This window comes from Parasphingomonas zepuensis, assembly GCF_036663735.1.
Lineage (GTDB): Bacteria > Pseudomonadota > Alphaproteobacteria > Sphingomonadales > Sphingomonadaceae > Sphingomonas.
In genome coordinates, this window is sequence record NZ_JAXOJO010000001.1 from 872,553 (window position 1) to 897,337 (window position 24,785).

Here is a 24,785-nt window from a genome sequence, read left to right on the forward strand (position 1 = left end):
CATGCTCCTGAACATCATGATGAGGGCCGGCGCCCATCCGACCAGGCCAGTTGCAGCGCTGGTGCGCGGCCGCTGACCGGGTTGCGGAAATGGAAACCCATCGGCGCGATCGCCGGAAATGGGGCGAACACGACGCCGCGCAGCGGCGCATCGGGCGGATATTTGGCGACGGATTCGGCCGTGGGGGCGAAGCGCTTGCTCGATCCGGGCTCGATCGCTGCCCAGCCGCCGGTGTAATTGGCGAGCCAGACATAATCGAGATCCATGCCGTGCACGCGCCACACGCCGTCCTCGAGCTTCACCTGATTCTCGTAGATGCCCGCGATATAGGAACCGTCCGCCGTCTGCTGGCTGTTGAACTGGAACAGGCGCAGCCGGATATTGGCGCGCTGACCGTCATCGGAGACGGTCACATAGGGCTGGGTCTTCTGGTGAATCGCCATGAAGGCGGGCGACCGGCCGGCGCGGCCATAGCGGCTGAGCAGCGATCCGCGGACCCGCTCCCGCCCGATATAGGTGCCGATATAGGACAGCTCCTTCCAGCCATCCGTGGCGAACAGGTCCGCCGTCTCGTCCCAGCGGAACTCGTCGATATAATAGCCATAGGCGTTGGAGACGTTTTCGGCGCCGTCATGCGCCTCGGCCGCCAGGAGCTTACGGCCGATCGCGACGAGATCGGTGCCGCGCGATGGCTTTGGCGCCGGCGCGAGCCGCGCCGCGATCGCGGCATGCGGACCCCGCGCCTTGGGATAGGCCGCCGTGCCGGCGATCGCCGGCAGGTCTTGCGCCCAGCCGGTCGCATATGCCGCCCGCATCCGCGGCACGATCCGCATCGACTGGATCATCCAGCTGCCGTTCCGCTTCACGAAGCGATTGTCATAGACCGCGACGCTCCAGAAGGATGCGCCGCCATGCTGGCCCGTCTGCGCGATCTCTATGCCGCGCACGCTGGCCGAATGGCCATCGGCGGCGACGGTGACGACCGGGACGAGCTGTGGCCGGTCGTTGAGCTCGCCGGTGGCGAGGCCTGCGGCGCCGAGACTGTCGCGGATCGCCGCCCGGCCGCGGACGCGCGCGGCGCCCGTCTCCAATGTGGCATCGGGCGCGAACAGGTCGGCGACATCGTCCCACAGCTTGCGGTCGGTATAGAAGCCGTAAGCCGCCTGCAGATTCTGCACAGCGCTGGCGGCGAGCAGCAGGTCGGCCTCGGCATCCAGCAGCGCGACGCGCGCCGCCGTGCTGCCGGTCGCCGCCACCGGCGCGAGATCGCGCGGTATCGGGCTACCCGCACCGTCCGGTGTATAATGATAGGGCACCATCGGCACGATCGGCGCGACATGATGCCAGCCGGTCGCATAGGGGCCGGCATATTGCGCATGGTATCGCATCGCCGCGATCTTCCAGCCGCCGTCCTCGAGCACATAGTCGTTCTCGTGGATGCCGCCCGCCCAGGTCGCCTCATGGCCGAACCACCCGGTCATCGCGAGTTCGTGCCAGCGGCCCTTCGCCGTCCGGCCGTCGGGCCCGAGCGTGATCACCGGCGAGAGGAACAGCCTGACGTTGAGCCGGTCGGGCGCAAGTCCCTCCCGGCCCGCGCCCATCGTCTCGCGCAGATGGGCATGGACCGCGACACGGCCCGCAATGGAGACCGGCGGCGCGCTCAGCGTCCCGGCGCTGGCGAACAGCGCGGCCATGTCGCCCCACTGCCCTGCCTCGGCGAACTGCGCCCAGCTATGCTGGAGCCGCTTGATCTCGCGGATCGCGCGGATGCCCGCGGCCCGCGCCTCGAGCGTCGCGAGATCGGCATCGGGTGTCGCGCCCGCCAGCCGGGTCGTCCACCCGGCGACGAGCGAGGCGGCGCCGGCGAGGAGGAGCGAGCGGCGGTTCATTGCGCGAGCGCCTCCGCCAGAATAGTTGAATCGATCAGCCCGGCGAGCTGCTCGCGCGTCCGCGCCGGCCGCTTGTCGGCCTTGGCCAGCCACTTTTCCTCCTCGACCAGAACGTCGAGCAGGTCCGGCACCAGCAGCGCCGGATAGCTCTGGTGCGGCCAGCCCCGGCGGATCTGATCCGGCGTATACCCGCTCGAGGCGGCCATCAGCGCCTGCGCGTGCGTCGGGTCGGCCTCGATCGCCCTGGATGCGGCGATCACGCCGCGCACGAAGGCGACGATGCGCTTGCGCTTTTCCGGGTCGGCGAGATTGCTGGCCGAGGTGTTGAGCCCGAAGATCTCGCGATACACACCGGCACCGCCGAAGGTGATCGCGTCGGCGCCGATCGCCGCGGCGGCGTCCTCGCTCATCGGCTCCCAGATCGAGACGGCATCGACCCGCCCCTCGGCCAGCGCCTTGGGCATGTCGCTGAGCGGGGTGACCGAAACGAGCGTCACGTCCGCCTCGCTTAGCCCGGCCTCCTGCAGCATCCGGTGCAGGAAATAGCCCGACGAGGTCGGCGGAATGGCAGCGATGCGCTTGCCCCGCAGATCGGCGACCGTCGCAATCCCCGCCGAGCGCCGCGCCACGATCCGGTAATGGCCTTCGGCAACCGTCAGGATGATCCGAAGGTCCGGATTCTTCACTGAATAGCGCAGCGCCTGGGTCTCGGCATGAGTCGCCACGTCAGCGACACCGGGCGCCCCATATCCCGGAATCGGCGCCTCGCCGAACAGGTTGGGGATCCCCCCCATCTTCACGCTCGCCGGCCCCGGATAATGCCGGTCCGCCGCGAGCAGCACAGGCGCGATCTCCAGAACCTGTATGTTCCCGTGTACGGAAATCGGCGCCAGCCGCTCCACCGGCAAGGGGCGCGTCGCGCATCCGGCGGCCAGGCCACAGGCCAGCAGCAGCGCCGCATGTCGGCCCAACCCGCCGATAAATCTCAGACTGGGCAACATGATGACCTCCCCTGCGCGGGCATTTTTCCCCGCCATTCTGGTGTGCTGCGGGGCTAACCGGCACCGGCCAGCCCGGCAAATCAAATGCGGCCCCCTGCCTGGTTGATAAAACTTTGCTGCCGGTCCGATCAAAGACGCCGGGATCAGGCGCCCCGCATACCCTCGACCGCGGCGGCCGCCGCCTTGCCGAACAGCGTCGCATCATTGCTGACCATCACCAGCGAATAGCCCATGTCGAGATAACGCCGCCCCTCTTCGGGGCTCGATGCGGCGATGCCGGACAGCACCCCGTGCGCCGCCGCGGTGCGCGCGACATCCGCTGCCAGCGCCTGCACCTCCGGATCGCCGGCCGGACGGCCACTCGACAGGAACAGATCCCCCAATCCGACAAAGATGCCGTTTACGTGAGGCAGCGCGGCATAGTCCGCGGCCTGGTGGAGCGTGTCCCAATCCTCGAGCTGGACCATGCGCAGGCATTCGTCATTGCCGTGCCGGACATAGTCCTCGACCGGCACCATCCCCCAGCGTCCGGCCCGCGAGGTCGCGCCGAGTCCGCGCTCGCCCGCCGGGCTGAACACCATCGCCGCCGTAATCGCCCGCGCTTCGTCGAGGCTGGTCACCCGCGGGACGAGCAGCCCGTCACCGCCGCCGTCGAGTATGCGCTGGACGTCCGCGTCGCTGCGGCTCGGCAGGCGCACGAACGCCGCCATGCCCATCGCCTGCGCCGTGAAAATCAACCGATAGGCAAGTTCGTGCGAGTGCGGGGCATGCTCCATGTCGATGACCACGAAGTCGAACCCGGCATGGCCGAGCAGCTCGACCGATTCCATCGACGGAATCTTCGCCCAGGTGCCGATCAGGCCCCGTTTTGCCTGACCCCAGCGAGTCATGAAGCCCTGCATCATCATCCCGCCCCAGTACCGCGATCAAGCGCGATCCGATTGAACGAGGGGGAAGCAAATAGCCGCAAATCCAGCCCCTCGCGGGCAGGCGGCGGATCATTAGCTGTGGGGGCACTTGCCGGCCCTGGCGGAGACGGAGGGATTCGAACCCTCGGTACGAGTAAACCCCGTACGGCGGTTTAGCAAACCGCTGGTTTCAGCCACTCACCCACGTCTCCGGCTTGGCGGCGAAGCGCGGCTATAGCGAGGGGTTGCGCTGCGATCAACCGCGCTTACGCACCGCCATCCAACGCGAATTCGACTCGGGTCATCGCGCGGTTCATTGTGGGGCAAGCCGGGCTGGCGCAAGGCTGACAGATTGAGGCGCTGGGGGAGTGAAGCGATGCGCAAGGCCGTGTTGATTGTGGCGATGGTGGCAATGGCGCTCAGCGCCGGCCCTGCGCCGTCCCTCGCCCAAGTGCGGACGATCGATCCGAACGAGGCGGTCGACAGCGATCTGCAGCGTCCGCAGGCCCAGCCGCCATCGACGCCATCCGCGCCGGCGGATGGGTCATATGCCGATGGCCAGTATAATGATGCACCAGCGCCCGCCGGTACGCCGCAATATCCGCCTTACGATCCGTCGCAGCCCAATGTCCCGGCCGGTGGAACCCCGGCCACCGCGACGACGACCGGCGAAAGCTCGGCCCTGACCGCGGCCAATGCCGATGCGGCAACGGGCGACACATTCCAGCGCGAAGAGCTGCTGAACGCGGCCGAGAGCACGTTCGGCAAGGGCGCCGCCGGCCTGGCCGGTGTTCTCGAGCGCACCCTGAAAGAGCAGGGCCAGCCCAACGCCTATATTTCAGGGCGCGAGGCAGCCGGCGCGCTGGTCGTCGGCCTGCGCTACGGCAAGGGCACGATGTTCCACAAGATCGAGGGCGAGATGCCCGTCTACTGGACCGGTCCCTCGGTCGGGTTCGATCTCGGCGGCGATGCCACCAAGGTTTTCGTGCTGGTCTATAACCTGCACGATTCCGAGGAACTGTTCCGGCGTTTCCCGGCGGGCGAAGGCCGGCTCTATTTCGTCGGGGGCTTTGCGGCGACCTATCTCCGGCGCGGCAATATCGTCCTGATCCCGATCCGGCTCGGTGTCGGCTGGCGGCAGGGGGTGAACGTGGGCTATATGAAGTTCAGCCACACCTCGAAATGGATGCCATTCTGAGCGAGGCTGGCTCTACGGCAGGCGCTCTCTAACCGCCGCCGATCCCGCCGATCGCATTGCCGGTTCCGAGACATGCGGGACATTCGCGGCCACGCAATTCCCCGGTGCCGCCGCATTCCGGGCAGAGATTTTCCTGCGGCACCAGCGGGTCCTCGGGAGTCATATCCACCGGGCTGATCGGTTCATCGGGCACGGTCGTTCTCCTTGCGCGCGGAAATCCTGACGGCGAGCGCCATCAGCCACCTCAACGCAGGACAACCGTCCCCGGCTCCGCGGGCACGCGATGCGTCAGCCGAATTCGATCGCTTCGAACCGGATCGGCTCGCCCGCGGCCGTCTCAGCCAACGCCCCATCCCACATCACTCGTTTGCCGCGCACGATCGTACCGATCGGCCGGCCCGTCAGCGTCATGCCAGTGAACGGCGACCAGCCGCTGCGCGAGGCCAGCCAGCTTTCCTCGATCGTCCAGCGCGCCTTCAGGTCTACGATGCTGAAATCGGCGTCATAGCCGATCGCGATTCGGCCCTTGCCGATGATCCCGAACACGCGCTGCGGCCCGGCGCTGGTCAGATCGATGACGCGGGCAAGCGTCGTGCGTCCTTCAGCGACATGATTGAGCATCAGCGGCAGCATGGTCTGCACGCCGGGCATCCCGCTGGGGGAATCGGGATAGGGCTTGGCCTTTTCCTCGAGCGTATGCGGCGCATGGTCCGAACCAAGGATGTCGGGCACACCCTGCTGCAGCCAGTGCCACAGACCATCGCGATGCGCGCCCGAACGAATCGGCGGGTTCATCTGCGCCAGCGTACCAAGCCGCGGATAGGCATCTTCCCCCGCGAGCGTGAGGTGCTGCGGCGTTACTTCGCACGTCGCGATATCCTTGTGCTGGCCGAGCAGTTCCAGTTCGGCCGGCGTGGTCACATGCAGCACATGGATTCGCCGCCCTGCCGCCCGAGCCAGCTTCAGGATGCGCCGCGTCGCCAGCAATGCGCTTTCATCGTCGCGCCACACCGGGTGCGAGGCGGCATCGCCCGGCACCCGCTCGCCGGCGCGCACGTTCATCCGCGCCTCGTCTTCGGCATGGATTGCAACCCGCCGATGGCCCGAAGCAAGCACCTCGGCAAGCGAGGAATCCTCCGCGACGAGCAGGTCGCCGGTCGAGGCGCCCATGAAGATCTTGACGCCCGCCGTGCCCGGCAAGCGCTCGAGTTCAGCCAGCGCCGCGGCGTTGTGATTGGTCGCGCCGACGTAGAAAGCATGATCGCACCACATGCGATGATGCGCCCGGGCAAGCTTGTCCTGAATCGCCTCGGCGCTGTCGGTGTTGGGCTTGGTGTTCGGCATCTCGAACACCGCGGTCACCCCGCCGAGCACCGCCGCGCGGCTGCCGCTTTCGAGATCTTCCTTGTGGACAAGCCCGGGCTCGCGGAAATGGACCTGCGTGTCGATGACGCCAGGCAGGATATCCAGCCCGGTACAGTCGATCGTCTCGCCCGCGTCCCCGGTCGCGCCGATCGCGACGATCCTTCCGTCGCGAATACCGATATCCGCGCGAACCGGTCCTGCCGGCGTATGGACCGTCCCACCGGTCAATTTCAGGTCATATGCCGCTGCCACGATCGTCTCCGGCTCTTCCGCTTGTTCGGCCGACCTCCTACCTGTTCGTCATGAGCGAAACCACCCCGCATGCCTCGATGCTCGCCGATCGCGCGCTGATCCGTATCGCCGGCGAGGATGTGCGGGGCTTCCTGCAGGGCCTGGTGACCCAGGACGTGGCCACGCTCGACGCCTCGGCGCCGCGCTGGTCCGGCCTGCTCACGCCGCAAGGCAAGGCGCTGTTCGATTTCCTGCTCTGGGCGGATGGCGATGCGATTCTGCTCGATTGCGAGGCGGAAGCGGCCGACGCGCTGGCCCGTCGCCTGGCCATCTATCGGCTGCGCCGCCCGATCACGATCGAGCGGATCGAGGGCGCAGTCCATTGGTCCCGGCAGGGTGGCCGCGGTGTACCGGATCCGCGCCTGCCAGAACTCGGTCACCGCTGGCTTGGCCCGGCGGGCGAGGCTGCAACCGGCTGGCTGGAGCATCGTCTTTCCCTCGGCATTACTGAAGGACTGGCCGAGCTTGGCTCCGACAAGACCCTCTGGCTGGAGGCCAATGCGCGCGAGCTGAACGGCGTGAGCTTCACCAAGGGCTGTTATGTCGGGCAGGAAAATACGGCGCGGATGCACCACCGCGCCAAGGTCAACCGGCGGCTGGTCGTCGCGCCGATCGCCGAGCTGGGCGATCGCACACGCGCGACCTATCCCGATCTCGGCCTGATTGTGGAGCTGCGTCGGATCGAGGCACTGGGCGACGCGATCACGCCGCCCTGGCTGCAGGTCGCGCTGGCAGCGGCCTGACACTCTTGCGGGCGCGTCGCCGGAAGTATCAGCGCCCGATTGAGCTATAAGCGAAACCGGCCTTCTCGACATCGCCGGCGCGATAGACGTTGCGCAAATCAACCATCACCGGACCGTTCATCGTCTTGGCGAGACGACCGAGATCGAGCGCACGGTAAATATCCCATTCGGTCACGATCACCACGGCGTCGGCACCCTGGGCCGCCTCATAGGCGTCCCCGCAATAGGTGACCTTCGGCATCATCGTCTTCGCGATCTCCATGCCCTCGGGATCGTGCGCGCGCACCGCCGCGCCGGCATCGAGCAGGCTCTGCACCACTGCCAGGCTCGGCGCATCGCGCATGTCGTCGGTATTGGGCTTGAAGGTCAGCCCAAGGACCGCGACAGTCTTGCCCTTGGCATCGCCGCCGAGCGCATGGATTACCTTGCGGCCCATCGCGCGCTTGCGGGTATCATTGACCTGCACGACCGCCTCGACGATCCGCACCGGCGTCTCGTAGTCCTCGGCGGTCTTCAGCAGCGCCAGCGTGTCCTTGGGGAAGCAGGATCCGCCATAGCCTGGCCCTGCATGCAGGAATTTCGGCCCGATGCGGTTGTCGAGCCCGATGCCCCGCGACACGTCCTGCACGTTCGCGCCGACTGCCTCGCAAAGATCGGCGATCTCGTTGATGAAAGTGATCTTGGTCGCGAGGAACGCATTCGCCGCATATTTGATCAGTTCCGAGGTGCGCCGTCCGGTGAACAGGATCGGGCTCTCGTTCAGGTAAAGCGGGCGATAAATGTCACGCATCACGCCCTGCGCGCGCGGATCGTCAGTACCGACCACGATGCGATCCGGGCGCTTGAAGTCGCCGATCGCGGCGCCTTCGCGCAGGAATTCGGGGTTGGAGACGACCGCGACTTCATGATCGCCGGCGAGTTCCCGCATGATCTCCTCGACCTTGTCACCCGTCCCTACGGGAACGGTCGACTTGGTGACGATCACGATCGGACCGTCGATCGCGGCGGCGATCTCGCGCGAAGCCTCGAACACATAGGTAAGGTCGGCATGGCCATCGCCGCGCCGCGAGGGCGTGCCGACGGCAATGAAGACCGCGTCTGCGCCCGACACCGCTGCTTTCAGATCGGTGGTGAAGCTCAGTCGCCCGGCCGCGACATTGGTTGCTACCAGCGTGTCGAGCCCGGGCTCGAAGATCGGCATCTTGCCTGCCTCGAGCGCCGCGATCTTGCCCGCATCCTTGTCGACGCAAATCACGTCATGCCCGAAATCCGAAAAGCAGGCGCCAGACACCAGGCCGACATAGCCCGAACCGATCATCGTTATCCGCATGCCCGATACCCCGCTTTGAACCTAGACGACGAATCTGCCTCTAGCGTACCGGCGCGCAATTGCCAGCCCTGGTTAACACCGGAGACAGTAGAAAATCCGAGCGTGCCAAGAAATGCCAGGCTGTCCCAGAAAAGGGATGAGGGAATCGAACCTATTGAACATGTGAGCGCAGTATCAACCACTGCCCCACAAACGAAAAGGGAGACCGGCATCGCCGATCTCCCTCTCGATTACTTCGAACTGATTTAGGCTTAGTTGCCCGAACCAGGTCCGTAGGTAACTTCCACGCGACGGTTCTGAACCTCGCGGACACCGTCGGCAGTCTCGACGCGCGGGCGGCTTTCGCCGAACGCTTCGGTCGAGATCACACCCTCGGGGATCGCGTGCGCGGACAGATAGGCTTTCACCGAATCCGCACGACGCTGCGAAAGGCCAACGTTGTACGCTGGCGAACCCGAACGATCGGCGTGACCAGCCAGCATGACCTGCGCATTGCCGCAGTTCTGATACTGGGTGACGGCGTTGTCGAGGATCGACGACGCATCCGGCGTGATGTCCGACTTGTCCCATTCGAAGAACACGATGAACGGACCAGGCGAGCAGACCGGCGCTGCCACAACCGGAACCGGCTCCGGGGGAGGCGGCGGAGGAGGCGGCGGCGGAGGAGGCGGAGGAGGCGGTGCTGCCGGCTCGCCGAAGTTGTAGGTCAGGCCACCCAGGATGCTGTGCGAACGGTAGCGACCGTCGAACGCGCGACCCGAGACGTCGACCAGCTTCAGATTGTCAGCGTTGAAGAAACGATACTTCAGCGTCGCATCGAGATGGCTGGTCAGTGGCGCACGGATACCGGCAAGAGCCTGCCAGGCGAACACCGTGTCCGAATCGTCGAGGAAGTTGCTGAAGGTGTTCAGCGCGAGCTTCGTCTTGACCCGGGCAACACCGACACCGCCGCCGACGAAGCCCTGAATGCCGTCATCGTCACCGAAGTCGAGCAAGCCGTTCAGCATGAAGCTGAGCGCCGTCGTGCGACCACCAGCATAGTCAAACGTACCAGCCGGCTGATTGAACGGCAGGTTGGCAGCGTTGCGGATTGGAGTCGTGGTCGTCGATTGATAGGAATCAACCGTCGAGTTCTTGTAGCCGACTTCGGTTTCGAGGCGGAAAGCCCCGAAATCATAGCCGATCACGCCGTCAACGTCGTACCCATATTTATGGTCGACCTGACCGGCATCGGAAAGCGCGCCGATATCATACTTCATATCTTCGACGAGCAGTGCACCACCTTCGACGCCCACATACCACGAATTATCGCGGGCGAGGGCGGGCGTGGCGAGAGCAGTGGAGGCAAGCGCCATAGCAACGGCAAGCTTCCGCATAAAAATCCCCTTTCTTCGTTGTCACTCGGACAGCGCAAACTCCCTACCCAAAGGATGGTTTCCGCGCAAGCGAACAAATTCTGCAGGCTGTTGCTCAAGCGCAACAGCTTTGGTTGCTTTTTTCCCGAAATCGGGTGGGTCGGCATCACGGCGCGGCCCTTCGACGAGCCGGCCACACCGGTCCGTCGCGAGACTCAAATGTGTTTGTTGCCGCCCCCTCTCAGGATGCGCGACGCTGCGTGATGCCGCTTATCGTGACGGAAATGCCGCAGGTGCGAACGGAATCGAACGAGCATAGGCGACCATTATGCCGCCCTGATGCCCAAGCAGATTAGTCGGCGGCCTGGATGTTCGCAGCCTGCTTGCCCTTTGGCCCGTCGATCACCTCGAACGAGACGCGCTGACCTTCGGCGAGGGTCTTGAAGCCGGGCATGTTGATCCCGGAAAAATGCGCGAACAGGTCCTCACCGCCGTCGTCCGGCGTCAGAAAACCGAACCCCTTTGCATCGTTGAACCATTTTACCGTTCCGGTCGCCATGGTTGCGTCTCCTCTCGACGCGAACCTATGCCAGGCAAGCCCCCCTTCCAAGTCAATTATGTTTCGGGTTGGTAACGGTAGCTGTGGCGGCACTGCCGGGAGCCGTGCCGGTCAGAGCCGGGTCGCCAGCCAGATGACGTGACGCGCTCCGCGCCCGCCTCGCGCCTTCGCGATCACCTCATCAACGCCAAACCCAGCAGTCTCCAGACGCCGCACGAACTTCGCGTCCGGTGCCGCCGACCAGATCGCCAGCACGCCGCCGGGCCTGAGCGCCGATCGCGCGCTATCGAGGCCGGCGGCTTGATAGAGTCGATCGTTGCCACGGCGCGTCAGGCCATCGGGGCCATTGTCGACGTCGAGCAGGATGGCATCCCAGGCGGCCCGCTGGCCGGCAATGAGCGCGGCGACGTCCTGTTCCGCGATGCGTACACGCGGATCGTCCAGGCAATTGTCGAAGACCGGTGCCATCGGTCCGCGTGCCCAGGCCACCACCGCCGGCACCAGTTCGGCGACCGTCACCGCCGCATCAGCCCCGAGCCGCTCCAGCGCCGCGCGGAGCGTGAAGCCCATGCCGAGGCCACCGATCAGCAACCGCACCGCCGCACGACCGGCCAGGCGATCGCAGGTGAGCGTCGCCAGCGCCTCTTCCGATCCGGACAGGCGGCTGTTCATCAGTTCGTTTGCGCCGAGCATGATGGAAAATTCGTCACCACGACGGAACAACCGCAGCGCGTCCCCGCCCGGCACTTCGGCCGTGTCGATCAAAATCCGGGGAACCATGGCTACTCTTCAGACGCGGGGACGCGGTGCAAAAACACGACCGCGAGGGTGCAGATCGATAGCAGGAGCCGATTCGGTTCGCATTCGTAAAAAAAAAAAGCGCCGCGCGGCAGACCGCGCGGCGCCACTTCATTCGCTTAACGGCAGCGGATCTGCTGGTTGTTGCGATCGATCGACTGGCCGGCGACGCCGCCCACGATCGCACCGAGGATCGTGCCGACGCCGCGCGAATGGCCACCGTCGATCACATTGCCCAGGACGCCGCCGCCGATCGCGCCGACGATCAGGCCGGTCGTCCCGTCGTTGCGCTTGCAATAATAACGGCCGTCGGTGCCGCGATAGACGCGCTCGTCGGACGCCAGCACGCGTTCGCGATAATTCGGTCCCTCGCGATAGTAGCGCGACGGCTCATAATCGCTCTCGATCCGGTCGTCCTCATAATAGCCGCCGGGGCCCCCAGGGCCACCATTGTTGTAACCGCCACCCGGGCCGCCATAGCCGCCACGACGGCGCGAGACCTGCTGATAGCGGTCGAATTCCTGCTGGAACGTGCGCAGTTCGTTCTGCAGCCGCTGCTGCGCCTGTTGGAAACGGGCGTCGTCCTGCGCCGTCTGCGCGACGCCGGGAGTGGCGATCGCCAGGCAGCTGGTGGCCAGGATGACGGCGATGTTGGTAAAACGACTCATGATAGCCTCCGATGGTTACGCGTGCAGAACGAATAATGGGGCGGAACGTTGCATCAGCGCGAGGCAAAGTCTGGGCCGCAGCCTGCCCCGCCCCAGACGTTCAACGGCAGATACGCACGCGATGATGGTAGCGCCATTCGGTCCGGCAATGGACCCGGTGATGGCGATTCCAGCGCCGATCGCGATCCCAGCCATAGTGACGACTTCGGCTGTAGCGGCGATCCCGGTCTCGATATCCGTCGCGGCCCCGATAATCGTCGCGGTCGCGATACCCGTCGCGACCCCGGTAATTGCCCCCGTCACGGTAGACGTCGCGATCTCCGCTCCAGCTCTGCGCGGTGGCGCTGGTGCTCACGCCGAGCGATGCCACGCCGAGGCCGGCGACCGCGAGCATAGTGATGATTTTCATGACTAACTCCTCTCTTGCCCATACAACGGGCGATGAGGAGAGGTACGCCCCATTTCGGACATGGTTGCTGAACGGAGTTGTTGGCTACGGTACAGGTTCAGACGGGGAGGTGCCGCCAAACGACCGACTATATGATTCCTTCGATTACCGCGGCCCAGGCCGCAATTTCCGCATCGAAATGCCGTGCGACGATCAAGTCACCGGCCAGCCCGCGTTCCCAGTCGACATCGGCCGAGCCCTCCCATTCGAAGGTGGCGTTGCCGGACAAGCGGACCATGCCGTCGCTTTCGGCCTGGGCGCGGACCAGCCCCCCGCGATTGAACACGGTCAACTCGGTGCCGAACTCCGCGCGCCCCGTCAGGCAGGCAGCAAAGGTGGAGGCGGCCATGGCGCTGCCGCAACTGTCGGTAAGGCCTACGCCGCGCTCGAAAGTGCGCACGAACAGCCCGCGAGGCCGGGTTTCGACATAGGAAACGTTGGCGCGGTTGGGCAGCCAGTCGGGCGCCGATTCGCACACCTCCCCTACCGCAACCAGCTCGGTCTCGTCGACCGTATCGACAAAGCTCACCAGATGCGGATTGGGCATCGCCACTGCGGTGAAGCTCCGGTCAGTCGGCAGCAGGGCGATGGGCTGCTGGACGATTTGGTGCGCCTCGATCCCGAGCGGCCATCGCGTCACGTCGAGATCGGCCGGTCCGGCGGTTTCGCGGATCGTGATCACGCCGGGTGCGATGGCGGCGTCACGCGCAGCCTCGGCCACACTGGTCCTGAGATGAACCAGCGCGCGATCGATCCCCTGGCGTTCGAACCCCAGCCGCGCGACGCAGCGCAGGCCGTTCAAACACGTCTCTGCCTCGCTGCCGTCCGAATTGAACATGCGCATGCCGAAGGCGTGAATCTTGTCGCCCGGGGTGAGCAGCAGCATGCCGTCGCCGCCGACCGGCCCGCGCCGATCCGCCAGCGCGCGCGCCACCCCGGCCCACACGGCATCGTCCAGCACGATCTCTCGCGCGTCGATCAGCGGAAAATCATTTCCCGAACCATGGCATTTGATGAAGTCGAACCGCATGACGGCGTCTCTAGCCGAAATCCCGGCACCGCTCCACCGCTGAGGCGGATCGCCCCTGCGGTCGGCATCAAGTACAGCCAGGCGAGAAGATTTCCTAATGGGTTGGGCAAGACAGGGGCAGGGCGCTGTGGCAGACCCGCCGCGCCACCGGGGGAATTGCGCGTGACCGTCATCCTGTTCATCGCACTGGTCGCGCTGGCCATATTGCTGGAACGCGTGTTCAGCCGCCTCCGCCGGCTCGAAGACCATGTTTCCAACCTGCGGGACCGACTGATCGGGCTCGATCCCGGCCTCACCGCCGAGCAGCGCGTGCGGCACGCGGATGAGCGCGATCGGGCGCGCGGCCCGGCTGAGGAGCGGAGGCAGCCCGCTATGGTCGTGCGAGAGCAGTCCCTGGCCGTGCCACCACCTCCCGCGATCGCGTTGCCCGTCGAATCTCCGCCTGAACCGGCGGCACCGGAACCAGTGATCGCGCCAGCGGCTGAACCGAGCGCCGTGCGTGGCCAGATCCGTCCCGGCTTCGAGAGCATTGTCGGTGGCAAGCTGCCGATCTGGATCGGTGGCGCCGCGCTGGTGCTCTCCGCCTTTTTCCTGGTGCGCTATTCGATCGACAACGCGCTGCTCGGGCCCACCTCGCGGACGATCATCGCCGGATTGTTCGGGCTGCTGCTGGTCGCCGCCAGCGAGGCTGCGCGGCGCCTGCCCGCCACCCGCGACGATGTGCGGATCGGCCAGGCGCTGGCCGGGGCAGGGATCGCGAGCCTCTACGGCACGCTCTACATCGCGGCGGAGATCTATCGTCTGGTCGGCGCGGCCCCGTCCTTCGCGATCATGGTCATGGTGACGCTCGCTGGCCTTGGCCTTGCGCTTCGCCATGGCCCCCCGACAGCCATCATGGCGCTGATCGGCGGCTTCGCGGCGCCGCTCATATCGAGCTTCGATCCACAGAATGTCGGGCCGCTGCTCGTCTATCTCGGGCTGCTCGTTGCCGCGCTGTTCGGGCTCGCGATCCGGCGAGGCTGGGTCTGGCTGGCACTGGCCGCGTGCGGCGGCGGCTTCGCCTGGGTCAACATCCTGGTTGCGGCGGTTTCCGGCGACGAACTGGCCGGAATCGGCGGCTTTGTCGTGCTGCTGGCGATCGGCGCGACGCTAGCCCTGCCGCGCATCGGCACGGCCCGGCCGCTGTTGCGCATGCTGCCGCTGGTCGCTGGATTGATCCAGCTGCTCGTCCTGGCGCCAGCGCTTGATTTCGGCCCGCTCGCCTGGGGCCTGTATTTGGTGCTGAGCGCCGCCGCCCTGTGGCTCGCCTGGCGTGATGAGACGCTGGCACCTGGTGCCGCCGCCGCACTGGTGCTGGTGCTTGCTCTGCTCGGCATTGCGCTCGGCACCGATGAGCTGGTCTTCGCCCCGCTCGCGGTCATCGCGATCGCGTTGTTGTTCGGCCTTCCTGGCCATCTCCTCGCCCGGCGCTCGGCGCTTTGGATGGGGATGGCGCTTGGCGCGACGGCTGGCCCGATTCTGTTGGCACTCACGCTGGCGCATGGCCTGCTGCCTGCCGCCGCCTGGTCGGGGCTGCTGGTTCTTGCCGCAATCGCGGCAGCATCGTTGAGCTGGCGCGACCGCGACGGAGCGAACGAGACCCTGCCGCCAGCAGTTGGCCTGGCCGGCGGCGCGGCCGTCGCGGCGCTGCTGCTCGGTCTGGCAGAAACCGAACTGCTGGGAGTACCGTGGCGCTGGCCGGCCTGGCTCGCGATCGGTGTCGCGCTCGCGGCCTGGTCGCGGCGGAGTCGCGATCTGGCTGTCGGCCATCTCGCTATACTGCCGCTCGGCGTCACCGCCGTGGCAGTCATCCTCGACGGTGAGGCGACCGCTTATGCCCGGAGCATCGTCTTCGCCGAGCCCATGCCGGCGATCGCCGATCTCGTCGCGATCGGCCTCCTCCCCGCCTGCCTGGTTGCGGCGACCGCCGGGCTGACCATGCCCGGCACCATACGGACGGGGCTTTGCTGGGTCGGGTTGGGCCTGGTGCTCGCCTTCATCCCGGCGCTGCTTCCGGCGCCGTGGCACACGCCCGGCCTGGCCGGCGCAACGGCTGCATTGATCCTCTACCGCCCGGTACCGTCGCGATGGGCCGTGGCGGCGGGAACGGTCACCCTGGTCTTCGCCGTTCCGCTTCTCGGCCATATGGTCGTCATGATGGCCGAATCGTTGATGGGCGGGACGACCCCCTATCGGAGCCTGCCCCCGCTACTCACGATCCTGCGCGAGCTGACCCTGTCGGGTGCGCTGATCGGCGGCGCTTTGCTGCGCGGAGCAGCCTTGCCCGATGCGTGGCGCTCCCGCGCCATCGCTGTGCTAGCGATCATCGCAGCCATTACCGTCTACGCCCTCGCCAAGGCGCCGCTAGCCATCGCCGACGCGGCGCGCTTCGAGGCTTTCGGCTTCCTTGAGCGGATCGCGATCACCCAGTTCTTCTTTGCCGCCGCCTGGGGCACCGCGCGATATCGACCCGACGTTGCCCGCGTCCTGCTGGCCGTCGCGCTCGGCCGCTTCGTCTGGTTCGACCTCGTGCTGCTCAATCCGGCGCTCGTGCCGCAATCGGTCGGCGCGATCCCGCTGCTCAACCTCGCGACGATCGATGCGGCGCTTGTCGCCGCCTGGCTTTGGGCACGTCGCGCCGACCGCTACTGGCACGGCGCAATGCTCGCCGCCGTCCTCGTCGCGGTCGCGGCAACCGTGCGCCAGGCAGTGCACGGCGATATCCTGACCGGCGGTATCGGGCGGACCGAGAACTGGCTCTACTCCGCCGCCTTCCTCGGCCTCGCGCTGGTGTGGCTGGCCCATGGTATCCGCAAGGGACTCGGCGACCTGCGAATCGTCGGGCTTGGCCTGTTATTCGTGGTGACGCTCAAAGTGTTCCTGATCGATGCCGCCGTGCTCGAAGGGATATTGCGTATCCTCTCCTTCCTCGGCCTTGGCGTCGCGCTGATCGCGATCGGCTGGGCCTATGGCCGCTTCGTGGCGGTTCAGAGCCGGAGTACATAGCCCATGCCGGGCGAGGCCCGTCCGGCAAGCTGATCGCGCCACACCCGTTGCAGCGCTTCAGCGCCCACGCCCCGCTCGACCGTCGTCCAGCGCCCGGCCTCAGCGACGAACCCCGCCCAGCGCTCGGCCAGCGCCGCATCGAATGCTGCTGGCCCGATCGCGCCGATCAATGCCGTCGCGGCATCGGGCGCGAAGAACCAGACTGGGGCGGGCCCTGCCAGATCGCCGGTGTCGCGAGGCTCGTCATGGTGCGTCACCCCGACGCGCAGGGTATGCGCGATCTGGCCCGGCAGGAGCCCGTGGATATCCCGCAGCAGATCGCCGTTGCCGGCGAAATCGACCAACACCGCGCTGCCCTCGATCGCGAGGCCGTTCTGCTCGTCGGCGATCCCGTCATACGCGATCACCTCGTCATACAGGCCGGTCGCCTCGACAAAGGCGATATTGGCCATGCCGGTCAGCCCGATCCGGCGTATCCCCGTACTGTCGGCGCGCGCGACATAGGCGGCCGCCAGCGCCGTCTTGCTCGACGCGCTGGTCAGGATCACCGTGTCCGCACCATACCAATCCTGCCGGTTGAGTTGGTCCCCGATCAGAAAGCTGGTGGTGAACAGCGGCGCGAACAGCATGCGCGCATCCTCGCGCTGCGGATCATGAGCGGGATCGGCGGCCAGGCGGCGATACTGGTTGTAGATCACGCTCATCGGCTGACGATGCGCCGCCATGTCGCAAAAGCCATCCGCCGCGACCTTGCCCGGCTGCACTATCAGGTGCGACGCCATTGGGAGATATCCATAGACGCGTTCGCCGACCGCGATATCCGAGTGGCGCGAGGCGATGACCCGCGCATGGCCCCAGACCGGCACGGTGCCCCAGCTTTCGGGTGCCGGAAAGAAATTCCAATACCCCAGCTGATCGCCGACCACAGCATAGGTGACATTGTTCGCCGTGACCGCGAAGGCCTCGACCTCGAGCAGGACTTCTCCCTCACGTGGCTCGGAGACCAGGGTCTCATTGATCGCGGTCTGCGTCAGATCGGTGCGCCGCACCATCATCTCGCGTTTTACGGGCATGGCCGTCTCCCCGGCGCTCCCCGCGCCGAACTGCATCATGATCGGCCGGGCGGACGGATGCCAGCCCCAATGCGCGTGTTCGTGCCGAAAGATCGCTCGCTTGCCATAATGGCGTGTTTCAAGGATAATTAAGAACCATTCTGGTTAGGAGGCGTCATGATCACCGCGATCCGCGAGGTGCGCCGCGCCAAGGGACTGACTCTGCACGACGTCGCACGACGCTGCGTGCCGCCGACGACCGCGCAGACGATCGGCCGGCTCGAAACCGGCATGCGCACCGTGTCGGTCGGCTGGCTCAATCGCATCGCCGAAGCTCTCGGCGTAAGCGCGGCTGACCTCGTCAGCTTACCGGGGCGGGCGGAGATCGCCGTCGCGGCGGTGCTCGACGCGAGCGGCGCGCGCGCACCGAAGCGTCCGGCGACGGTCGCTCCACCGCTTCCCGCACCGGGCCTGATCGCGATCGCCATCGCCGCCGGCATCGGAGATTACCGCGCGGGCGACGAACTCTGGTGCGAAACGCTGCAACCGCACGATTATGTCGGCGCGCTCAACCGCGACGTGCTGGTGCCGCGGCCGGCCGGGCGTTTCCTGTTCGGGCGATTGATCGGCCGAGAGGAGGGACGGCTTCAGATCCTTCCGCTCGGCGCCGGCGCACGCCAGCAGATCGTCGCCGACCCTGCCTGGATCGCGCGCGCGCTTCGTCTGATCAGGGCGCTGTAACGTTTGGCAGACAATGGAATTGTGCTGCCCGAGTAAAATAACTTCCGCTCAAGTCCCGCATATGAGCGCTGCCGACCCCTACGGCTCCGAACTAGGGATCGCTTCGGTCATCAGCGCCCTTTTTCCCCCCGAGCGCCGCGACCACGGCCGTCACGGCCAGGTTCGCGCTCGCGCTTGATACAGTCCGGGTCATGTCGAGCAACCGGTCGAACGGCAGGATAAGGCCCACGATCAGCGCGGTCTGCTCGGCAGTAACGCCAGCCGCGGCGAGCACCGCGGCGAGCATGAACAGCGAAGCGGAAGGGATAGGTGCGGTACCCAGCGCGGCCAGCACGGCGGTAAACAGCACGATCCCGAGCGTGGCGGGATCGATCGGCACGCCGAACAGCTGGAGCCCGAACATGCTGAGCAGCCCCACATACATGGCGGTGCCATCCTTGCCGATGCTGGCACCCAGCGGCAGCACCATCGACGCGACCGGGCGGGCGATGCCCAGATTGTCCTGCGCGACGCGCATCGCCACCGGCAACGTCGCCGAGCTCGACGCGGTCGAGAAGGCGACGATCAGCGCGCCTGCAATGCCGCGAAAGAACAGGGATACCGGTATATGCGCGACCAGCCGAACCAGCAGGCTATGAACCAGCAGCATCTGAACCAGTGATCCAATAACGACGCAGAGTGCCAGGATACCGATGCTGGCAAAGATCGCGACGCCATTCGCAGCAACTGCGGCCGCGACCAGCGCGAACACGCCGAAGGGCGTGAATTCCATCGCGAACCGCACGATATGGAGCAGCACGTTGGACGCCGAATCCAGCAGTGCCGCGAGTGGCGCGCCTGCCTCCCCCGCCGCCACCGTGCCGGCGCCGAGCAGCACAGCAACGAAAAGGATCGCGAGCATATCGCCCCTCCCCAATGCGTCGAAGATGTTGAGAGGGACGATCCCCATCATGGTATCATAAGCCGTTTTGGCGGGCCCCAAGGCGTGCGGCGTTGCGCTGGCAAGGCTGACATTGGCACCGGGCTGAAAGATCAGGCCGACGACGATCCCCAGCGACACCGCGATTACCGTGGTTGCAAGGAACAACAGCACCGCCCGGCCCCCGATCGACCCGAGCCGTCGGAAATCGGAGAGCGAAGCGATCCCCGCCGCCACCGTTACCAACACGATCGGCACCACCAGCATGCGGATCAGGCGGACGAAGATCTCGCCAAGGAAGCTGACCCACGGCACCGCGGCGGGTGCCGCCAGCCCGAGTGCCACGCCGAGCGCCAGCCCCGCCATTACGCGCTGCCACAGCGCAACCCCGAACCACCCGCGTAACAGCGTCATCCGCGCACGCCTCCCCACAAGCGGGCTCGGGAGGAGCCAGCAACCCGTCGATACGCATATGCGCGCCCAACAGCTTTGGCGACACAGCCTCGGGGAGGCTGAACCCAAAAAGTCTCGGATCAAGGGGTTTTGACAAGGACCGCGCGTCTGGGACCGCGCGTCTGGCACGCCCTGAAATCAGGGAATGGTGGGCGATGACGGGCTCGAACCGCCGACATTCTCGGTGTAAACGAGACGCTCTACCAACTGAGCTAATCGCCCTCCCAGGCAATTCCCGGCCGGGTAAGCCCGGCGAATCGGAAATCCCGTTTCGGAGTGGCGCTTCCGTTGCCACCGGTTGGCCGGATCGGCAAGCCTCAAGCGAACGGACCGCCTCGCTTCAGCGCCATGAAATAGTCCCGCATGCCATGCCGCGCACCGGGTGACAGGGCCATGAAGGCGCGGCGTTTGTCGAACGGGTCGGCCTGGCGGACAAAAACGCCGGCCTCGGTCATCTTGGCGATCCACCGCAGCGCGGTGGTCGGCGCGACGGCGGCGGCGATGCACAGGCTCGATACCGAGACCCGCGTCTCCTCCAGCTCGGCCGCGAACAGATCGAGCAGCATGTCCCATGCGGGATCCTCGAACAGCCCACGCTGGAAATACTGGTCGCGCAGCCGCCGGGCACGGATCACGTCCCGCACCTCGCGTGCCGAGACCGGCATCGAATCGCCGTCCGGCAAGGCTGCGTGATGGCCCGGACGGCTCTTCAGCCCGGCCGACCGCAGGGTGGAGTCACCCTCCTCCTCGCGCGTCAGCCGCGCGAGGACCTCGGCGATCCGCGCGACCTCCTTGTTCAGGCGGCGCAAACGGCTCGATTCGGCGTCGCTCCGGGAATCATGCAGCTGGGTTCCGCGCGGCATCAATGCCATCGCGAGCGCCGCGACACGGTCGGCTAGCGTGGGTGCGCACAGCAGCTCGACATGGCTGCCGAACAGATGGGCCGCGACCAGATCGATCTGGCCATCGGCCAGCGCGACCACGACGCGCGCCTCGGTGTCGAGCGCCAACGCTGCGATCCGCGGCAACGCCACTGCGAGCTTCTCGTCGGGCACATCCTCCGCCTCGACCACGATCAGCCCCAGCGCACCCGCTTGCCCGGCGTCCGCCGCGACACCCTGCCAATCGATCCGGCCAAGCATACGAGCCCCGACCAGCGCGACCGCTTCTTCGGCAAGCGAACCGGGCGCTCCTTCCTCCGCCACGATCAGCGCCGGGACGATCAGGGTGTAGCTCGCTTCCATCGCCGAATGCTTCATAGCCTCACCATCGCGCGATCCGGTCGCCGCATCGGCCCGGGGAGTCGCAAAATACCCGCTGGGAGGAAATCGGTTAGCCACAGGCATATCCGGAATGGATGTAATCCGCTGGAAACTGCTCAAAAGCCTGTGATGGCGACGGGACAATTTCAACCGAAACGGATGCAACAGACCCCGCCTAGCAATGGATCAGTCCAGCGACTTCACGATTTCCTCGACCATCTTCTTGGCGTCGGCGAGCAACATCATCGTGTTGTCCATGTAGAAGACGTCATTATCGACGCCGGCATAGCCCACGCCGCCCATGCTGCGCTTCACGAACAGCACGGTCTTGGCCTTCTCCACGTCAAGCACCGGCATGCCATAGATCGGCGACGACTTGTCGGTCTTCGCCGCCGGATTGGTCACGTCGTTCGCCCCGATGACGAACGCGACGTCGGTCTGGGCGAATTCGGAGTTGATGTCTTCGAGCTCGAACACTTCGTCATAGGGCACGTTGGCCTCGGCGAGCAGCACGTTCATATGCCCCGGCATGCGGCCTGCCACCGGGTGAATCGCATATTTCACGCGGACGCCGTGCGCCTTCAGCTTGTCGCCCATCTCGCGCAGGACATGCTGCGCCTGGGCGACCGCCATGCCGTAGCCTGGCACGATGATGACCTGTTCGGCCTGCTGCATCAGGAAGGCCGCATCCTCGGCCGAGCCGCGCTTCCACGGCCGGCCGGTCGCTGCCGCCGCGCCGCCGCCCGCACTGTCGCCACCGAAGCCGCCGGCGATCACGCTGATGAAGCTGCGGTTCATCGCGCGGCACATGATGTAGCTGAGGATCGCGCCTGAGGAGCCGACCAGCGCGCCGGTGATGATCATCGCGGTATTGTGCAGCGTGAAACCCATCGCCGCCGCCGCCCAGCCCGAATAGCTGTTGAGCATCGATACCACGACCGGCATGTCCGCGCCGCCGATCGGGATAATCAGCAGGAAGCCGATCGCAAAGCTGAGCGCGGTCACGGTCCAGAAGATCCACGGGCTCTGATCCTGGGTAAAGTATGCGATCAGCCCGAGAATGCCGGCCAGCACGCCGAGATTGATGACGTGGCGGCCGGGCAGCATGATCGGCTTGCCGCCCATATTGCCGTTCAATTTGAGGAAGGCGATGACCGAGCCCGAGAAGGTGATCGCACCGATCGCAACGCCGAGGCCTAGCTCGATCCGGCTGACCGTCAATATCTCGCCATCGGCGCCGACGATCCCGAGCGCATCGGGGTTGAGAAACGCCGCCACGCCGACCAGCACCGCCGCCATGCCGACCAGCGAGTGGAAGGCCGCCACGAGCTGCGGCATGTCCGTCATCGCGATTTTCCGCGCGGTGACGACGCCGATGACGGCGCCGATCGCAATTGCGATCAGTATCTCGATCATCGTCGTCGTGTCGATCAAAGAGACCCAAACGCCGTCAACGCCCTCGGCATGCAACTCCGGCATGTGCGTAATCAGGGTGGTCACGACCGCCAGCGCCATGCCGATAATGCCATAGCGGTTGCCGCGCTGCGACGTGGCGGGTGACGACAGGCCTCGCAAAGCAAGGATGAAGCACACGCCCGCAATCAGGTATGCCAACGCGACCCATGGATTGACCGGTGCTGCTTCGTGCATGTGTTAGTCCCCTAGCCCGACACCGCTCACTTGGCGGCGGGCTTTTCTTTCTTCTTGTACATGGCGAGCATCCGCGCGGTGACTGCGAACCCGCCGAAGATGTTCACGCTGGCGAACACCACCGCAAGCAGCCCGAGCCATTTCGACGAAGCCGATCCGCCGGCCGCCGCCGAACTCGCGATCAGCGCGCCGACGATGATGACGGAGGAGATGGCATTGGTTACCGCCATCAGCGGCGTGTGCAAGGCGGGCGTGACCGACCACACGACGTAATACCCCACGAAACAGGCCATGACGAAGATCGACAGGATCGAGATGAAGTCCATGCTATTTGCCGCCTTCTTTCTTGATCAAACTTTCTGCACGACGGAGATGCCACTCCGCCTTTGCGATGCTCGGATAAAATTTGTTCGGCCGGAAATACCCACAGGAGTTCACGAATGGGTATATGATCACGTCGCGCCCCAGAACCACCTTCGCCGCCTTGTTCAGGCGCCAGAATTTTTGATCCAAACGCTCATAGGTGGTTCGCGCCGATGCGGGCGCCTTGGAACAGGAATAAGAAGATGCAGTGACGAGTACTTCGTAAGCATCGTTTAGCTCGGAATCGATGCTTGTGGGAAGACCGTCGTCAACCAGTTCAACCGGTGCATTTCCGCCCGGCACATCGGACCCGGCCACTTGCAGCGTGAGCGCGATCGCAGCGGCAGCGATCGACGACAAGCCGGTCGGCAGGATCACCCGAGCAACCGGGAATTGACGACGGCACCATCCCTGGTCAGCCGGATCGCGTCGCCGATCTCCTCGTCGAGCACTGGCTTGCCCGCTTCCTTGTCCCAGAAGGCGCTGAGGAAGTTGAACAGGTTGCGCGAGAACAGCGCCGATGTGTCCGCCGCAAGGCGGCTCGGCACGTTGCGGTGCCCGACGATCTTCACGCCCGAGACGGTCACGATTTCGCCCGCGACCGCGCCCTCGACATTGCCGCCCTGCTCGACCGCCAGATCGACGATCACGCTGCCCGGCCGCATGCTCGCGACCTGCGCGGCCGAGATCAGCCGCGGCGCCGGGCGCCCCGGGATCAGTGCGGTGGTGATGACGATGTCCTGCTTGGCGATATGGCCCGAGACAAGCTCGGCCTGCGCCGCCTGATATTCGGGGCTCATCTCACCGGCATAGCCGCCCGAGCCTTCGCCTTCGATGCCGGCGACATTCTCGACGAAGATCGGCTTGGCGCCGAGCGACTGAATCTGTTCCTTGGTCGCCGACCGCACGTCCGTGGCCGAGACCTGCGCGCCGAGCCGCCGCGCGGTCGCGATCGCCTGCAGGCCGGCAACGCCAACGCCCATCACAAACACGCGCGCGGCGGATACCGTGCCCGCCGCCGTCATCATCATCGGAAAGGCGCGGCCATATTCGGCCGCCGCATCGAGCACTGCCTTGTAACCGGACAGGTTCGACTGGGAGGACAGGATGTCCATCGACTGGGCGCGCGTGATGCGCGGCATGAATTCCATCGCCAGCGCCTCGAGCCCGGCGGCGGCATAGGCATCCACCCGGGCACGCTCGCCGAACGGATTGAGGCTGGCGACCAGCCAGGCCCCGGGCGCCGCGCCGCTCAGGCTGGCGGGATCGGGGCCCTGCACGCCGAGGATGATGTCAGCGCCCTGCAACGCGTCGGCACGCGTGCCGACGCTCGCGCCGGCCGCCGCATAATCGCTATCGGCACAGGATGCCGTCTCACCCGCCCCCGCCTCGACCGCCATGTCGGCACCGAGCGCGATGAACTTCTTGACGGTTTCCGGGGTCGCGGCGACGCGGCGTTCGCCTGTCGCCAGCTCCTTGAGGACGGCGATCTTCACCCGCGCCGCTTAACCGGCAATCAGCCAGATCACCAGAAAGGCGATCAGGAAGCATCCGACTGCGCCCCATTTCAGCAGCCCGATCACCTTGTGATAGGTGACTTCGTGAACCTTGATCTCGCCGTCTCCGGCCATCGCCTGAATCCCTGTGCCGCCCGTGGTGACGCTGCTTAGCCGGCACCGCGCTGTCCCTCAAGTCCCAGCGTGGGACGTTTAAGGGC

The 24,785-nt window shown here is 66.0% G+C and carries 24 protein-coding genes and 2 tRNA genes; 4 read left to right on the forward strand and 22 right to left on the reverse strand.

What is annotated here, in order from left to right; all coding sequences use genetic code 11:
- Positions 1-14: 14 nt before the first annotated feature.
- From U1769_RS04190 to U1769_RS04205, 4 genes are all read right to left on the reverse strand, one after another.
- Positions 15-1,889 carry a nuclear transport factor 2 family protein gene (locus U1769_RS04190; protein ID WP_332712358.1) on the reverse strand — a complete coding sequence of 625 codons (1,875 nt, stop codon included), beginning with the start codon at positions 1,887-1,889 and terminating at the stop codon, positions 15-17.
- Positions 1,886-2,890 (reverse strand): ABC transporter substrate-binding protein, encoded by a 1,005-nt coding sequence (locus U1769_RS04195; RefSeq protein ID WP_332712362.1) that lies wholly within the window; start codon positions 2,888-2,890, stop codon positions 1,886-1,888. Before U1769_RS04195 ends, U1769_RS04190 begins: the two co-directional genes overlap by 4 nt.
- Before the next feature lie 143 nt (positions 2,891-3,033).
- On the reverse strand, positions 3,034-3,795 hold the full coding sequence (locus U1769_RS04200) for an HpcH/HpaI aldolase family protein (protein WP_332712365.1): 762 nt from the start codon (positions 3,793-3,795) through the stop codon (positions 3,034-3,036).
- Between the two features lie 122 nt (positions 3,796-3,917).
- Positions 3,918-4,010: transfer RNA gene (locus tag U1769_RS04205), tRNA-Ser, on the reverse strand.
- 164 nt (positions 4,011-4,174) lie between these two features.
- Here U1769_RS04205 and U1769_RS04210 point away from each other — a divergent pair.
- A complete protein-coding gene (locus U1769_RS04210; RefSeq protein WP_332712367.1) occupies positions 4,175-4,996 on the forward strand; it encodes a DUF1134 domain-containing protein in 822 nt (273 codons plus the stop codon).
- 28 nt (positions 4,997-5,024) lie between these two features.
- Here U1769_RS04210 and U1769_RS04215 read toward each other — a convergent pair whose 3' ends face one another.
- Positions 5,025-5,189 (reverse strand): hypothetical protein, encoded by a 165-nt coding sequence (locus U1769_RS04215; RefSeq protein WP_332712369.1) that lies wholly within the window; start codon positions 5,187-5,189, stop codon positions 5,025-5,027.
- A gap of 95 nt (positions 5,190-5,284) precedes the next feature.
- A complete protein-coding gene (locus U1769_RS04220) occupies positions 5,285-6,613 on the reverse strand; it encodes a dihydroorotase (RefSeq protein WP_332712372.1) in 1,329 nt (442 codons plus the stop codon).
- Positions 6,614-6,663: 50 nt separating this feature from the next.
- Between U1769_RS04220 and ygfZ the strand changes: the two genes are divergently transcribed.
- Entirely contained in the window at positions 6,664-7,395 is a 732-nt protein-coding gene (ygfZ, locus tag U1769_RS04225) for a CAF17-like 4Fe-4S cluster assembly/insertion protein YgfZ (RefSeq protein ID WP_332712375.1), read from the forward strand.
- 28 nt (positions 7,396-7,423) lie between these two features.
- On the opposite strand, the gene U1769_RS04230 is transcribed toward ygfZ, so the two are convergent.
- The 7 genes from U1769_RS04230 to dapF form a co-directional block, all read right to left on the reverse strand.
- Positions 7,424-8,725, reverse strand: a complete 1,302-nt coding sequence (locus tag U1769_RS04230; RefSeq protein WP_332712378.1) for a UDP-glucose dehydrogenase family protein — start codon at positions 8,723-8,725, stop codon at positions 7,424-7,426.
- Between the two features lie 251 nt (positions 8,726-8,976).
- A complete protein-coding gene (locus U1769_RS04235; RefSeq protein WP_332712381.1) occupies positions 8,977-10,101 on the reverse strand; it encodes an OmpA family protein in 1,125 nt (374 codons plus the stop codon).
- Positions 10,102-10,432: 331 nt separating this feature from the next.
- The gene (locus tag U1769_RS04240) at positions 10,433-10,639 is read right to left on the reverse strand and encodes a cold-shock protein (RefSeq protein WP_332712383.1); all 207 of its coding nucleotides are present in this window, start codon (positions 10,637-10,639) and stop codon (positions 10,433-10,435) included.
- A 111-nt stretch (positions 10,640-10,750) separates the two neighbouring features.
- Positions 10,751-11,419, reverse strand: a complete 669-nt coding sequence (locus tag U1769_RS04245) for a spermidine synthase (protein WP_332712386.1) — start codon at positions 11,417-11,419, stop codon at positions 10,751-10,753.
- Positions 11,420-11,556: 137 nt separating this feature from the next.
- Complete coding sequence (locus U1769_RS04250) at positions 11,557-12,105, reverse strand: glycine zipper 2TM domain-containing protein (RefSeq protein ID WP_332712389.1); 549 nt, start codon at positions 12,103-12,105, stop codon at positions 11,557-11,559.
- Between the two features lie 100 nt (positions 12,106-12,205).
- Positions 12,206-12,514: a hypothetical protein gene (locus U1769_RS04255; RefSeq protein WP_332712391.1), complete on the reverse strand. Its 309-nt coding sequence runs from the start codon at positions 12,512-12,514 to the stop codon at positions 12,206-12,208.
- Positions 12,515-12,641: 127 nt separating this feature from the next.
- Positions 12,642-13,583, reverse strand: a complete 942-nt coding sequence (dapF, locus tag U1769_RS04260; RefSeq protein ID WP_332712394.1) for a diaminopimelate epimerase — start codon at positions 13,581-13,583, stop codon at positions 12,642-12,644.
- Positions 13,584-13,745: 162 nt separating this feature from the next.
- Here dapF and U1769_RS04265 point away from each other — a divergent pair, with 162 nt between their 5' ends.
- Positions 13,746-16,628, forward strand: coding sequence for a DUF2339 domain-containing protein (locus U1769_RS04265; protein WP_332712397.1), 2,883 nt, complete (start codon positions 13,746-13,748; stop codon positions 16,626-16,628).
- Here the strand turns inward: U1769_RS04265 and U1769_RS04270 are convergent.
- The gene (locus U1769_RS04270; protein WP_332712399.1) at positions 16,610-17,701 is read right to left on the reverse strand and encodes a DUF2855 family protein; all 1,092 of its coding nucleotides are present in this window, start codon (positions 17,699-17,701) and stop codon (positions 16,610-16,612) included. The two genes, U1769_RS04265 and U1769_RS04270, sit on opposite strands and share 19 nt — an antisense overlap.
- Before the next feature lie 156 nt (positions 17,702-17,857).
- Between U1769_RS04270 and U1769_RS04275 the strand changes: the two genes are divergently transcribed.
- Entirely contained in the window at positions 17,858-18,421 is a 564-nt protein-coding gene (locus U1769_RS04275; protein ID WP_332712402.1) for a helix-turn-helix domain-containing protein, read from the forward strand.
- A 91-nt stretch (positions 18,422-18,512) separates the two neighbouring features.
- On the opposite strand, the gene U1769_RS04280 is transcribed toward U1769_RS04275, so the two are convergent.
- The 8 genes from U1769_RS04280 to U1769_RS04315 form a co-directional block, all read right to left on the reverse strand.
- Positions 18,513-19,754 carry a dicarboxylate/amino acid:cation symporter gene (locus tag U1769_RS04280; protein ID WP_332712405.1) on the reverse strand — a complete coding sequence of 414 codons (1,242 nt, stop codon included), beginning with the start codon at positions 19,752-19,754 and terminating at the stop codon, positions 18,513-18,515.
- Between the two features lie 185 nt (positions 19,755-19,939).
- Positions 19,940-20,015 (reverse strand) — tRNA-Val (locus tag U1769_RS04285).
- A 95-nt stretch (positions 20,016-20,110) separates the two neighbouring features.
- Positions 20,111-21,052 carry a hypothetical protein gene (locus U1769_RS04290; protein ID WP_332712407.1) on the reverse strand — a complete coding sequence of 314 codons (942 nt, stop codon included), beginning with the start codon at positions 21,050-21,052 and terminating at the stop codon, positions 20,111-20,113.
- Positions 21,053-21,241: 189 nt separating this feature from the next.
- On the reverse strand, positions 21,242-22,705 hold the full coding sequence (locus U1769_RS04295; protein ID WP_332712410.1) for an NAD(P)(+) transhydrogenase (Re/Si-specific) subunit beta: 1,464 nt from the start codon (positions 22,703-22,705) through the stop codon (positions 21,242-21,244).
- A 26-nt stretch (positions 22,706-22,731) separates the two neighbouring features.
- Positions 22,732-23,031 carry an NAD(P) transhydrogenase subunit alpha part 2 gene (locus U1769_RS04300; protein WP_332712413.1) on the reverse strand — a complete coding sequence of 100 codons (300 nt, stop codon included), beginning with the start codon at positions 23,029-23,031 and terminating at the stop codon, positions 22,732-22,734.
- Position 23,032: 1 nt separating this feature from the next.
- Complete coding sequence (locus U1769_RS04305) at positions 23,033-23,446, reverse strand: hypothetical protein (protein ID WP_332712415.1); 414 nt, start codon at positions 23,444-23,446, stop codon at positions 23,033-23,035.
- Complete coding sequence (locus U1769_RS04310) at positions 23,443-24,564, reverse strand: NAD(P) transhydrogenase subunit alpha (RefSeq protein ID WP_332712418.1); 1,122 nt, start codon at positions 24,562-24,564, stop codon at positions 23,443-23,445. Before U1769_RS04310 ends, U1769_RS04305 begins: the two co-directional genes overlap by 4 nt.
- Before the next feature lie 9 nt (positions 24,565-24,573).
- Positions 24,574-24,699: an aa3-type cytochrome c oxidase subunit IV gene (locus U1769_RS04315; protein WP_332712420.1), complete on the reverse strand. Its 126-nt coding sequence runs from the start codon at positions 24,697-24,699 to the stop codon at positions 24,574-24,576.
- Positions 24,700-24,785: the final 86 nt, after the last annotated feature.